Raw genomic sequence first — 11,020 nt, forward strand, 5'->3', positions numbered from 1 at the left:
TTCTTAAATGCGCTCGAAAGTGCTGGTGCCTTTTGCATTTCAATTTTAGGAGCTATAATTCCAGCATTAATGGTGTGGAAACGGCGTTGTGAAAATGAAAATATCAATAGCTATAATAGATTAGTCCCTGGCGGAGAAACAACTTTGATTGCTGTAATTAGTATAGCTATTTTAGTCATTATTAATCAATTATTCTGATTATGACCGATGCATCCCAGTATATAAGGGCGGGCAAGGATGCCCACCCCACAAGAGATAGACTAATTTAATGTGTACCTCACTTGAAAAGGAACCGCTATATGATACTCAGTTAATATATTAAGACTTTGTAATATTGTAGGCTGTCGTGATACACGAGTTAAAAGCAGCGTTTTCTAACCAATCAAATACATCTGCTCTTTCAAATAAAGCATTAATGCCAACGCTTTTTTACGATCTCTTTCGATCCACCAAGCTAAGTCCTCAAAAGCATCTGCATCAAATTCCAAGTTTTTCACAGGCTTCTTCTAAAGAAAGTCCATCTTGACGTTTTCTAGCTGCAAGTAATCTTTCTTTCATGGCTGGACTACTCAGCAGATAAGCAGTTTCTCTCTCAGCCATTATTTCTTGCCAAACGGCAATGGGGACAACTACGGAAAATGTTTGCCCTTCTGAATCACAGATGTATTGTAATGCGTTATTCATCGCAGCCAATATAACTTACTATATTGCCAATAATTATAACCCCAAAAGTTATTATGAGCTATTTGCGCTCACACTTGCTGTATTCCCAAAAGCGCACCTCCCAAATTCCTAAGAACTCATACTTTATTTAAAAATCTGTCTAAGTCAATACAATTTTATATGCCCTGACGCTGGGTTTCAATACGGCTCGCGCGCTAATCCAGCAATTAAGGTACAAGTAACAAATGTTGATAAGGGACTTCCAAATAAAAAAATACTCAAAAATTTCTTGTGGGGTGGGCATCCTTGCCCGCCCACAGTTTGAACGGTAGCAGTTTGCCCCGCTTCAATCGCATTAAACAACACTTGAAACGCTTGCCATCCTGCCTGCGCGCGCTCTGGGTGTGGAACTTGCTCTCCTTGATAACTACCAAACATTACGTTGTAGAGACGCGATATATCGCGTCTCTACACGGGTATAATTTTTTATAAATCATGTAGGGCTGTTATGGTATCTAAAAACTTGTGTAAGATGGGCGATGTTTCATCCCGGCGCCAAATTTGCACTGGAAGGTACGTCTGAAGCCCTGGCGTCTGAGGTTGAATCCTTTGGAGTTAAAGTTACTTTAATTGAACCTGGGGCATTTCGCACAGATTTTAACGGACGCTCTCTGGCAGCAGCCAAACAATCCATTGATGCCTATGCGACCGTGAGCGGTGCTTCATTACAGTGGTTCAAAGAGATGGATGGTAAGCAACCTGGCAATCCACTCGAAGCAGCGCAAGCTATCATTCAAGCTGTGGAAAGTCCTCATCCACCAATGCGACTGGCATTAGGCGCCGATGCCATGAGCCTGATTCAGGAAAAACTGGAATGGGTCAAAAAGGATTTGGAGGCTTGGCAGCAGGTAACTGTAAGTACGAATTATACAGATAGTAACAACTGAGGTAATCATTGGGTAGCTAAACTCGCTCGCTAGTCATGAGACGGTGCATACGCCCACTTAAGTTCAGAATTTAGCGTCGGCGCGTTATCAAATCGCGCCCTCCGCTTTAATTAGCGTGCTTTTAGTATATTGGTATTATAAAATCACGATTGGTAATATAATTTAATTTTTTAAAAAAGATAGTTCGATATTTGTAAATAAAGTTGATTGGTAAGTCAGCGAACCGAGGTATTTATAGATTAATTACGATATTAATAATTTTTATTATAAAGCGCACATATTGTATAGTATAGAGGTCATTGATAAATTCATAATGTCAAGTTACTGTTACATGAGTAATTCCACACTAAAAATATTAATTTATGTTGTCTGGCAATAGAATTATACTTAGCCCACTTTCAAAAGCTGATCTCAATCTCATGATATTAATGAATGGTGATGCAGAAACTATGAGATTTGTGGGTGGAACTGGAACACCAATCAGTAAAGTTCTAACTTTTATTCAAAAACAAAAAAATCATTTTGAACAACATAATTGGGGCTGGATGGTAATTGAGACTCGGCAGACTGAGAAAATTGGTTTTGTCTTTTTACAACCATGTTCACGATTATCTGAAATAGAAATAGGCTACCGACTGTGCCGCAATTTTTGGGGTCAGGGTTATGCAACAGAAAGCGCAAAACTGCTACTGTCACATGCGCTTACCGAGCTTCATTTCAATCAGATTGTTGCAGCTGTTGACCCCTTAAATAGTGCATCTGAACGAGTATTGCAAAAAATAGGGATGCAATACTGGAAAGATATTGATTGGGAAACAACGCCAAGTGGTTTTGCACGTTGCTATAAAACTCCTTAGTTTGATTCTTTCGCTCAAAAGGCACCGATGCAGAATAACCATTTCGACCATCACAAGCAGAGCGGATTGGACATGGAGTTCGGTGTTTGGAGGATACTCAACTTGTTGCTGCAATTGATTTTATTTGTCAGGAGTTTGACCAGTTTTAAATTCTACATTACCGATAATGTTTCTTCATTTTTTCATTGCGACAATACCGAACATTAAAGGTATGTTTGGTATATTATCGGGTGGAACCATTCGTCTTTCTGCTTCTTCTTTCATGTTTTCAAAGGGTTTCCAGCCATTTGAGTAAGGGTATTCTTTAAACGTAACTAATGTTAATCCAGCTTGCAATAATGCTGTGATTATTTCGCCAATTCCCCATTGAAATTCGTGTGAACGATAGGGATTACGAAAATTTTGTATACCTAATTGATAATTTTCAGGCGCCAAACCTGTGTTAGATTCGGCAACATAATCGCTAACACCGTCTTCCCAAGTCAGTGCTTCTCCATTTCTAAAATAAGGGAATTTATGACTCCAATCAACATCAAACATCATTGCAACAGGATGAAATTCGATTAAAACCAAGCGCCCACCTTCTTTAAGAATAGAAGCAATCCTTGTAGCCCAAATATTCAAATCAGATATCCAACAAATAGCACCATAAGACGAAAACACAATATCAAATTGATTTTTGTTCGCAGGTTTGTCTAACCAATCAAATACGTCTGCTCTTTCAAAGTGAGCATCAATACCAGAATCTTGCGCCAGTTCTTGAGCAAAACCTATTGCTTCATCACTAATATCTACACCAATTATATTGGCGCCTAACCGTGCAATTGATAATGTATCTTGCCCAGCGTTACATTGAAGATGAACCACAGATAAACCAGCAATATCTCCCAATAATTCTACTTCTTCAGGAAACAGAGTACTACCACCTTCCAATAAAAATTTTGCTTGGTTGCCTTTATGACTATTGTGAGCTTTTGTCGCTTCGTTCCAAGAAAGACGATTTTCCTCATGAAGTTGTTTTCTTAAAGAATTTGCCATAATTGATTTTTTACCCATAGTGTAGAATCAATAATTATAATATAATGAATACTGCCGAAAAATGGATATTTTACTTGAAACTGAGCGCTTGGTTCTACGCTGCCTAACTGATGCTGATGCGTAAAATATACTGGCAATTAAACTAGAGATGCCTGAGTCAAGCCAATTACTAACACTTGATGATATCCGTAATCATTGGCTGCCAAAAATCTTGGTTTATTATCAAGAGGGATATGGGTTTGGTTACTGGGGTGCTGTTGAGAAAACGACTGGAAATTTTATCGGTTGGTTTTATTTTCGGTCTGCTCCTTCGGAGCCAACTGATACAGCTATCGGTTATTTTCTACGACAGTCCGTTTGGAATAAAGGATATGCCACTGAGGGCGCCCACGCTTTGATAAAAAAGGGCTTTATGGAGCTACAAGTAAAAAGTGTCGTAGCTACTGCACTAGTTACTAATAAGGCATCAATCAGAGTAATGGAAAAATTGGGGCTTCGGTTTGAGAAACAAATTACAGATGATGATTTGGGAACAGAAGCAGTTCGATACTTACGTAACTACCAAAACCCTTTCTGATTCAGCTTGCCCCAATCTTTTGGGAAATTGTTTTGATTGCATTGCGTAACCAACGATTTGCTTCATCTTGATCGCTCAAGGTACTCCACAACATGGAAACCATCCACGGTTTTGTTTTGACTGGAAGTTCAAAAATCGTTAAATTGCAAACCGTTGCCAAACGGAGAGCGATGCGGTGAGGAAGCGCCGCTACAAAGTTACTAGATGCAATCGCAAATGGTAAAATCAGCATATGCGGAGTCGTTAATGCAATGCGACGCTTTAAATTCTGCTCATTTAACGCTTTATCAATTTCACCAGTGGTATCTCGCCGCAGCGTTGTGAGAGCATGGGAGAGATGAGTAAATGTTTCTAAACTCATGGTTCCATGCCTTAAATCTGGGTGTCCTTGACGGGCAATACCGACAAATCGCTCTTTAAAAATGGGTTCCGATCGCGTTTGTCGAGGTGGGCTTGGAAAAACGCCTAATGCAATATCAATCACTCCCTGTTCTAACAAATCTCCAACACTGTCTTTGTCAAATCCAATCATTTGGAAGTTGAGTGATGGGGCTGTTTGATGGCTAAACTCTAGCAACGGTGGCACTAAAACAAAGCTTGTGTAATCTGAACTACCAATGGCAAACGTGCGATTGCTGGAAGTTGGATCAAATGCCTGACTAGATGTAATGGTATGGCGAATCTGTTGTAATGCCGCCAGGATACCCGGAGCGAGCGCCTGGGCTTTAAGGGTTGGCTGCATCTGCCGCCCCAACCGCACAAACAATTCATCTTCAAACAAAATACGTAAACGGTTGAGTGATGAACTCATGGCAGGCTGCCCAATTTGAAGCTGTTCAGCGGCTTTAGTGACACTGCGTTGTTCCAGCAGGGCTTCAAATGCAACCAACAGATTTAGGTCAATCGCCCCCAGATTTATCGATTTCATTGATAGTATTCATCTGTAATATCGACTTGTTTACTAGTTTAAGGGTTGCTATGGTGATCGTTATAGTGAGTTCAATCTGTATTTTTGATATCTATGGTGCAGAAAGTTGCAGTGGTTACTGGCAGTCATAGAGGGTTAGGCTATGCAATTGCCCGTCAGTTGGCACAGAAGGAGGATATTCAGGTTGTGCTGACGAGCCGTAAGGAGCAAGATGGTCGTGCTGCTCAACAGCGACTATCGAATGAACGTATTCAAGTGGATTATCATCCCCTAGATGTGACGAGTGATGCGAGTGTACAGCAGTTCACAATCTGGTTGCAGCAAACCTATGAAAGAGCCGATATTCTGGTTAACAACGCGGGTGTTAACCCAACGATGCAGCCAGAAGAATCTAGCCTGCTTACTATTCATCTAGAAACTATGCTGGCAACATTTGCAACCAATGTTTTAGCGGTTGCTCGAATGACACAAGCCATATTGCCATTGATGAAAGCGCAAAACTATGGACGTATTGTGAACGTTTCTACCGAGATGGCTTCTCTGACATCAATGGGTAGCGATTACTATCCGTTGGCTCCTTCGTACCGGCTTTCTAAAGTTGGGCTAAATGGACTGACGGCTATCTTGGCGAAGGAACTTCAGGGAACTAATATTTTGGTTAATGTTTACTCTCCTGGCTGGATGCAAACTGATATGGGTGGATCCAATGCGCCGTTCACAGCTGACGAAGGAGCCGAAACTGCCGTATATTTAGCAACATTGCCTCTTGGTGGGGCACAGGGCAAATTTTTTGCAGAAATGCGAAAGTTTGGGGGTGCGATCGCACTGCCCTGGTAATTAAGTCTGAAATAGAACGAAATAACACCTTAAGAGGAAAAATTCAGATGACTTCAATTGAAGAACAAAACCTGGCTGTCGCTCGTATTTTCATTGAGCAATTCCTGGGCAACGGAGATATGACTGTGGCAACAATAGTTCTAGATGAAAATGTTCGGGCAACCACCGGGTTAAAGCCAGATAGCCCCATTAACGGGCGTGAACAATACAAGCAAATTTTCAGCAGCTTTTTTGATGCTTTTCCCCCCGTTCAAGCCCTGATAATTGAAGACTTATTTGCAGCAGGTGATCGCGTGGTCGCTCGTTTTCGATCCGTGCAAAAACATGCTAAAGAGTTCTTTGGGGTAGCTGCAACAAACCGAGATATTACCCTCATTGAAACCCATGTTATGCGGCTACAGGATGGCAAGATTGTGGAAAATGTAGTCAGCGCTACAAACCTGGAGTTTGAAATGTTGATGGCTCCTGTCCTGACTCCATTGATTCTAAAGTAAAGATGTTACCAGGACAGGAGCAACTGGCACAATCGGCCTCGGCACGGCGGAGCCGCGTCAGAGTTTATCCACAGTATGTCTGATTTGTCAACATTTTACACTGGGTTGGCGCTCTAGATTATATTCTTAAAAAGAAAACACGGTTCGTAATGTAGCCGTGAAAATTGTCCCGTTTTCTTCTTGGTTTGCTGGATTTGTAATTATTTGTACTAAAGGTGTGAGTCGAATGTTCTCATTAACTGGCAAGTTATAGAATGCTTCAAAGTTGGTTTGAGTCGTTTTACTAATATAAAACCATTGTCCTATATGTACCGCAGCAGTAGCTTGCACAGAACTTTGCCGTCATGAGATAGAAGTTTTTCAAGCTGTTTTGGGAGGAGATGTTTTAATTGAAAGAACTGAGCATATCATAGCTGGTGGGCGCTGCTGTGTGTATAAAGTTAGTCAACTATAGCTGTAATGTCAGTTACATTGATGTTGGACAAATTCGTAGTATTGATAATAGCCGAGTTCTTGGCTTAGTAGGAGTGTTGGAAGAAGAGTATTGGGAATCGATTCGTACAGCATTAAATATAGTACTTGATTTTTCTGAATAAATTAGCAAAGTTTTGTATGAGTAAATAGTTTTCCAACCATTTCTGTACGTGATGTAACTTCAATTTTACGAAACATTCTTTTTAAAGCTTGTTTGACTGAATTTTCTTGAATCCATAGCTCGGCGCCTATTTCTGCATTAGTTAATCCTTGTGCGACTAATTCGGCTATTTGAATCTCGCGTGCTGTTAATTTATTTATAGCTAGATAATTTGATGAATTTGAATTTTTTGCTTGTAATTGCTTTATTGTGAGCCACGTTGATAAATGTAAGCTCATGGCAGTCAAATCTGCAATATTTCGAGAATCAAAAGGAGAATCTTCGCGATTACGTGTAAAACCAACTCCTCCAATTAAATGACCGTGGCTAATAATTGGCCCCGCCATAACATGTCCGTGGTCACCGCGCGGGCATATATTATTCCATGCTCCTGGTGGTAACAATAATTCTTCGTGGACTGGTGCGTGATTTTCAACCAAGTAGCGTAAAACAGGGTTGTGTTCTACAGATAAAGCTAGTTTGATAATTCTGGGAGTATTTTTATTAATTAACGGCATTTCGCTCAATAAAAATAAACTTGAACGTTTTGCTAAAAAATATTGACCTGCTCTTATTTTGACGTACTGTTTTAACTCATGCTCGTCGCTGGCATTTTGAATCTCAGCTAGTAAAGACTGCAACGTATTAGGCACCATAGGTTAAACTTGTACACTTTCGAGGACTAGGCAAGATTTATTAGTAAACACTATATTAGCTTTAACTCACCGATGTTACAACTTATCAGATTCTTTTAATATGACTATTGATCTGAGTGGTGGTGTGCAGACTAATAACTGGGGCCAACTTGGCTTTTACGTTTTAGCTCTGCTTTTCAATTTTTGCTTAACTGCCCAAGTCTTAACTGTTGGACTCGCATACTTTTACAATCCTGAGTGGTGGAATACTCATGTTTTACTAGTGCGTGGATATAGTGTACTGGCGCCAGTTATGCTTTTGTGGGCGTTTCTCAGTCCATTTCCCCAACGAGTACGGAGACTTACAGCAAGTATTCCAGTACTATTAGGACTGCAATTTATAACTATTCACGTCAAGCTACCTCTAAATGTAGGTGTGTTACATCCGCTAATCGGATTTTCACTGTTTAACGTATCTACAACTTTGGTTCATCGGGTACGCAGTCTTCAAGATTCCCAACTTCCTTTAAGAAGTCGGGAATCTTACAATCAAGGAGAAAACTAATGTCTGAATATGCTCACTCTGAAGTTCTTATTGATACGCAATGGTTAGCAGATAACCTTAATAATCCTAATGTTCGCATTGTGGAAGTTGATGCAAGTCCTGAGCCATATAAAGATGCTCATATTCCCGGCGCCGTTTTTTGGAATTTCATGACTGATTTACTACAGCTAAACTTCAGTATGAATTTAGAAACAAGTAATATCGAAAAATTACTCTCACGGTCTGGTATTACAAATGATACAACTGTGGTTGCTTATGGTAGTTACCCTGGAACAGGCGCCTGGATATTTTGGCTATTAAAATTATTTGGACACGACAATGTGTACGTTCTCAACGGTGGACATCAAAAATGGATAGCAGAAGGGCGCCCTGTAAGTAAAAATTTGTCAAATTTCACACCAACTCAATACCATGCAACTACTCCCGATAGTCGCTTACGAGTTTTGTATCAAGAAGTTAAGTCATCAATTGGTCAAAAAGAACGAGTGCTATTAGATGTCCGTACACCTCAAGAATTTAAGGGTGAAGTATTTATGATGAAACCACCCGAAGAAACAGAACGCGCGGGACATATTCCAGGTGCAGTGCATATCGAGCATACACAAACTTTGAACGAAGACGGAACCTTTAAATCCTTTGATGAACTGCAAAGTCTTTTGAAAAGTAAAGGAGTCACACCCGATAAAGAAATATTTCCCTACTGTGCCATTGGCGGACGTTCAGCATATACTTGGTTTGTCTTAAAGTATTTGCTTGGTTTTGATAACGTCCGTAACTACGATGGTTCATGGAATAACTGGAGTCAACAACCTGATAGTCCTGTTGAGAAATAGTTTTTAATTTTATCTGGTATCAAAGCTTGAAAACCTCCAAAAGGTAGAATTACAGTGATTGTATGTGCTGTATAAAGAAGAGATTACCCTAAGCCCTAATAGCTATAAATTGCTACGCACGGAGAAACGTTTTATGCTTGTTGTTCATCATCTCAACAATTCAAGGTCGCAGCGTGTACTATGGCTGCTCGAAGAATTAGGCATCGAATACGAAATTAAGTACTACGAGCGTGATGCACAAACGATGCTGGCACCTCCAGAGTTACGCCAAGTTCATCCGCTTGGTAAGTCACCAGTAATTACAGATGGAGATATTATACTTGCTGAATCCGGCGCCTTAATCGAATACATAGTAAATCATTACGCCAATGGTAAATTAATTCCGGCGCCTGATACAAAAGAACGTCTACGTTACACCTATTGGCTGCATTATGCCGAAGGCTCTGCAATGCCACCGCTGCTGATGAACCTTATCTTAAACCGTTTTGGGCTAGGAGATAGTGACGCAATGGGCGCCTTTGTTGCACCTCAAATTAAGCTTCATTACGACTATATAGAAAGCGAACTCCAAAAAAATACATGGTTTGCAGGCAATGAATTTACTGCTGCCGATATCCAAATGAGTTTTCCTCTCGAACTGCTAGCTGCCCAACCCGAACAAATCGAAAACCGACCAAAAATTGAGGAGTTTGTCGAGCGTATTCATGCACGACCCGCTTATAAACACGCGCTTGAGCGTGGAGGTAAATACGATTTCGCTAACTAAAATATGATTAGATTATTGTATTAGTATAGAACGGGCAAGGATGCCCATTCCACAAGAGAAAGAGTTGAATTTTTGGAAATCCCTTACAATTTAACTGTTTTAGTGGGTGCCAATGCACAAGTGGGTATACAATTAGCAGAATGGGATGCAAAAATTAATGAATATATAAATTTGCTGTATCAGGGTGAAATAGAGAGAACGCGAGGTACAAAATTTGGTGATTGTATTGCAAAAACAGGATATTTACTTCAAAGAGCTTACGAAGAACCATTATTGTTTAGGGGTTTAATTGACAATAATGGTAGGTTACAATGTGGCGCAATTATCGAAGATGACGCAGGTTATATCTATTTATACGAAAATTATCGCCAATACGTATATTTAGAAACAATTTGTTCTGCTCCTTGGAATGTTATCGATAACCAACCAGAGACGCTTAAAGGCTCTGCAACATTCTTGGTAGAGGAAATTGTGAAAGAATGTATGGAGATGGGCTATAATGGTGTAGTAAAAACTTTATCGATACCTAGAGCAAAGCCATTCTATGAGAGAATAGGATTTAGTGAAAATCCAGATGGTTCTGGTGAATGGGTATTAACAGAAGAATCAGCCTATGATTTTTTGAGACAACAGCAGCAATTTAGATTGGATAATAATTAAAAAGGATTTATTACAATGATGGAACAAAATACAGACATAGAAAAACTGCGTAGGTGGAAACAAGAGTTAGACGAAGTAGAAACTTTTGCAATTTCTGGTCTACCAATAAGTGAAACTGATTTAATAAAAAGATGGGACTCGTTAAAAAATAATACCTATTTGCAAGACCATTTAGAAGTAGTTCAACGCTCAAAGCAAAAAACGCTTTTGAAACTTGCAAAGTTGGAAGAAATGGAAGAGGCATTAAAAAATTTAATCGAACAAAAAAAATAAGTATATATTTTTTATCTAAGAGTATATTGGGTTATGCAATAGCGTAACCCTTCAATTACTTATAAAAAATGCATAAACGTAGAAACCGAATATATTTGCTCTCTACAAGATACGAATTTTACAAATGATTTTGAACTGCTACATAAGAAAAGCGCAATACGAGAAGGAAAAAGGTATTACATGAAGAGTTGGTTGAACGACGCCACTATAAGCTAGGTTCATATCTAGGAGAGATCCAGGGAGAACTAGAACAGGACTTACGATATTGTCACAATTAATAGTTGGTGCGTGACGCTACAAGTCCTATAACTAC

18 protein-coding genes are annotated in these 11,020 nt (G+C 39.7%); 12 read left to right on the plus strand and 6 right to left on the minus strand.

Annotation, left to right across the window (positions count from 1 at the left end; translation table 11 throughout):
• The coding region (locus tag AC2JBO_RS37720; RefSeq protein ID WP_496958762.1) for an aromatic amino acid transport family protein at positions 1 to 198 on the plus strand (198 nt) is incomplete at its 5' end.
• A gap of 279 nt (positions 199 to 477) precedes the next feature.
• Here the strand turns inward: AC2JBO_RS37720 and AC2JBO_RS37725 are convergent.
• Both AC2JBO_RS37725 and AC2JBO_RS37730 read right to left on the minus strand, forming a co-directional pair.
• Positions 478 to 684 (minus strand): prevent-host-death protein, encoded by a 207-nt coding sequence (locus AC2JBO_RS37725; protein WP_496958763.1) that lies wholly within the window; start codon positions 682 to 684, stop codon positions 478 to 480.
• A gap of 177 nt (positions 685 to 861) precedes the next feature.
• Positions 862 to 1,101 (minus strand): hypothetical protein, encoded by a 240-nt coding sequence (locus tag AC2JBO_RS37730; RefSeq protein ID WP_496958764.1) that lies wholly within the window; start codon positions 1,099 to 1,101, stop codon positions 862 to 864.
• A gap of 101 nt (positions 1,102 to 1,202) precedes the next feature.
• Here AC2JBO_RS37730 and AC2JBO_RS37735 point away from each other — a divergent pair, with 101 nt between their 5' ends.
• Both AC2JBO_RS37735 and AC2JBO_RS37740 read left to right on the plus strand, forming a co-directional pair.
• Positions 1,203 to 1,610, plus strand: a complete 408-nt coding sequence (locus AC2JBO_RS37735; RefSeq protein WP_496958765.1) for a Rossmann-fold NAD(P)-binding domain-containing protein — start codon at positions 1,203 to 1,205, stop codon at positions 1,608 to 1,610.
• A gap of 362 nt (positions 1,611 to 1,972) precedes the next feature.
• A complete protein-coding gene (locus AC2JBO_RS37740) occupies positions 1,973 to 2,467 on the plus strand; it encodes a GNAT family N-acetyltransferase (RefSeq protein WP_496958766.1) in 495 nt (164 codons plus the stop codon).
• 174 nt (positions 2,468 to 2,641) lie between these two features.
• Here the strand turns inward: AC2JBO_RS37740 and AC2JBO_RS37745 are convergent, their stop codons facing one another.
• Positions 2,642 to 3,505, minus strand: coding sequence for a class I SAM-dependent methyltransferase (locus tag AC2JBO_RS37745; RefSeq protein WP_496958767.1), 864 nt, complete (start codon positions 3,503 to 3,505; stop codon positions 2,642 to 2,644).
• A gap of 148 nt (positions 3,506 to 3,653) precedes the next feature.
• On the opposite strand from AC2JBO_RS37745, the gene AC2JBO_RS37750 reads away from it, so the two are divergent.
• Positions 3,654 to 4,082 (plus strand): GNAT family N-acetyltransferase, encoded by a 429-nt coding sequence (locus tag AC2JBO_RS37750; protein ID WP_496958768.1) that lies wholly within the window; start codon positions 3,654 to 3,656, stop codon positions 4,080 to 4,082.
• A gap of 1 nt (position 4,083) precedes the next feature.
• On the opposite strand, the gene AC2JBO_RS37755 is transcribed toward AC2JBO_RS37750, so the two are convergent.
• Positions 4,084 to 5,010, minus strand: a complete 927-nt coding sequence (locus AC2JBO_RS37755; RefSeq protein WP_496958769.1) for a LysR family transcriptional regulator — start codon at positions 5,008 to 5,010, stop codon at positions 4,084 to 4,086.
• A gap of 93 nt (positions 5,011 to 5,103) precedes the next feature.
• Here AC2JBO_RS37755 and AC2JBO_RS37760 point away from each other — a divergent pair, with 93 nt between their 5' ends.
• Positions 5,104 to 5,847 carry an SDR family oxidoreductase gene (locus AC2JBO_RS37760; RefSeq protein ID WP_496958770.1) on the plus strand — a complete coding sequence of 248 codons (744 nt, stop codon included), beginning with the start codon at positions 5,104 to 5,106 and terminating at the stop codon, positions 5,845 to 5,847.
• A 47-nt stretch (positions 5,848 to 5,894) separates the two neighbouring features.
• A complete protein-coding gene (locus AC2JBO_RS37765) occupies positions 5,895 to 6,341 on the plus strand; it encodes an ester cyclase (protein ID WP_496958771.1) in 447 nt (148 codons plus the stop codon).
• Positions 6,342 to 6,467: 126 nt separating this feature from the next.
• Here AC2JBO_RS37765 and AC2JBO_RS37770 read toward each other — a convergent pair whose 3' ends face one another.
• Positions 6,468 to 6,671, minus strand: a complete 204-nt coding sequence (locus AC2JBO_RS37770; protein WP_496958772.1) for a carbohydrate porin — start codon at positions 6,669 to 6,671, stop codon at positions 6,468 to 6,470.
• A 98-nt stretch (positions 6,672 to 6,769) separates the two neighbouring features.
• Between AC2JBO_RS37770 and AC2JBO_RS37775 the strand changes: the two genes are divergently transcribed.
• A complete protein-coding gene (locus AC2JBO_RS37775; protein WP_496958773.1) occupies positions 6,770 to 6,937 on the plus strand; it encodes a type II toxin-antitoxin system PemK/MazF family toxin in 168 nt (55 codons plus the stop codon).
• Between the two features lies 1 nt (position 6,938).
• Here the strand turns inward: AC2JBO_RS37775 and AC2JBO_RS37780 are convergent, their stop codons facing one another.
• Positions 6,939 to 7,631 (minus strand): helix-turn-helix transcriptional regulator, encoded by a 693-nt coding sequence (locus AC2JBO_RS37780; RefSeq protein WP_496958774.1) that lies wholly within the window; start codon positions 7,629 to 7,631, stop codon positions 6,939 to 6,941.
• Positions 7,632 to 7,731: 100 nt separating this feature from the next.
• On the opposite strand from AC2JBO_RS37780, the gene AC2JBO_RS37785 reads away from it, so the two are divergent.
• From AC2JBO_RS37785 to AC2JBO_RS37805, 5 genes are all read left to right on the plus strand, one after another.
• Positions 7,732 to 8,175, plus strand: a complete 444-nt coding sequence (locus AC2JBO_RS37785) for a DUF6220 domain-containing protein (RefSeq protein ID WP_496958775.1) — start codon at positions 7,732 to 7,734, stop codon at positions 8,173 to 8,175.
• Entirely contained in the window at positions 8,175 to 9,008 is an 834-nt protein-coding gene (locus AC2JBO_RS37790) for a sulfurtransferase (protein WP_496958776.1), read from the plus strand. Before AC2JBO_RS37785 ends, AC2JBO_RS37790 begins: the two co-directional genes overlap by 1 nt.
• A gap of 133 nt (positions 9,009 to 9,141) precedes the next feature.
• Positions 9,142 to 9,774, plus strand: a complete 633-nt coding sequence (locus AC2JBO_RS37795; RefSeq protein WP_496958777.1) for a glutathione S-transferase family protein — start codon at positions 9,142 to 9,144, stop codon at positions 9,772 to 9,774.
• A gap of 72 nt (positions 9,775 to 9,846) precedes the next feature.
• The gene (locus tag AC2JBO_RS37800; protein ID WP_496958778.1) at positions 9,847 to 10,434 is read left to right on the plus strand and encodes a hypothetical protein; all 588 of its coding nucleotides are present in this window, start codon (positions 9,847 to 9,849) and stop codon (positions 10,432 to 10,434) included.
• Between the two features lie 15 nt (positions 10,435 to 10,449).
• A complete protein-coding gene (locus tag AC2JBO_RS37805; protein WP_496958779.1) occupies positions 10,450 to 10,707 on the plus strand; it encodes a hypothetical protein in 258 nt (85 codons plus the stop codon).
• The last annotated feature ends 313 nt before the right edge of the window (positions 10,708 to 11,020 follow it).

The organism is Calothrix sp. CBUCES-K 9914 (assembly GCF_059640475.1).

Bases quoted from the DNA above. Each gene is read 5' to 3' on its own strand.
- AC2JBO_RS37725 (WP_496958763.1), bottom strand. From the start codon at position 684: ATGAATAACGCATTACAATACATCTGTGATTCAGAAGGGCAAACATTT.
- AC2JBO_RS37730 (WP_496958764.1), bottom strand. From the start codon at position 1,101: ATGTTTGGTAGTTATCAAGGAGAGCAAGTTCCACACCCAGAGCGCGCG.
- AC2JBO_RS37735 (WP_496958765.1), top strand. From the start codon at position 1,203: ATGTTTCATCCCGGCGCCAAATTTGCACTGGAAGGTACGTCTGAAGCC.
- AC2JBO_RS37740 (WP_496958766.1), top strand. From the start codon at position 1,973: ATGTTGTCTGGCAATAGAATTATACTTAGCCCACTTTCAAAAGCTGAT.
- AC2JBO_RS37745 (WP_496958767.1), bottom strand. From the start codon at position 3,505: ATGGCAAATTCTTTAAGAAAACAACTTCATGAGGAAAATCGTCTTTCT.
- AC2JBO_RS37750 (WP_496958768.1), top strand. From the start codon at position 3,654: ATGCCTGAGTCAAGCCAATTACTAACACTTGATGATATCCGTAATCAT.
- AC2JBO_RS37755 (WP_496958769.1), bottom strand. From the start codon at position 5,010: ATGAAATCGATAAATCTGGGGGCGATTGACCTAAATCTGTTGGTTGCA.
- AC2JBO_RS37760 (WP_496958770.1), top strand. From the start codon at position 5,104: ATGGTGCAGAAAGTTGCAGTGGTTACTGGCAGTCATAGAGGGTTAGGC.
- AC2JBO_RS37765 (WP_496958771.1), top strand. From the start codon at position 5,895: ATGACTTCAATTGAAGAACAAAACCTGGCTGTCGCTCGTATTTTCATT.
- AC2JBO_RS37780 (WP_496958774.1), bottom strand. From the start codon at position 7,631: ATGGTGCCTAATACGTTGCAGTCTTTACTAGCTGAGATTCAAAATGCC.
- AC2JBO_RS37785 (WP_496958775.1), top strand. From the start codon at position 7,732: ATGACTATTGATCTGAGTGGTGGTGTGCAGACTAATAACTGGGGCCAA.
- AC2JBO_RS37790 (WP_496958776.1), top strand. From the start codon at position 8,175: ATGTCTGAATATGCTCACTCTGAAGTTCTTATTGATACGCAATGGTTA.
- AC2JBO_RS37795 (WP_496958777.1), top strand. From the start codon at position 9,142: ATGCTTGTTGTTCATCATCTCAACAATTCAAGGTCGCAGCGTGTACTA.
- AC2JBO_RS37805 (WP_496958779.1), top strand. From the start codon at position 10,450: ATGATGGAACAAAATACAGACATAGAAAAACTGCGTAGGTGGAAACAA.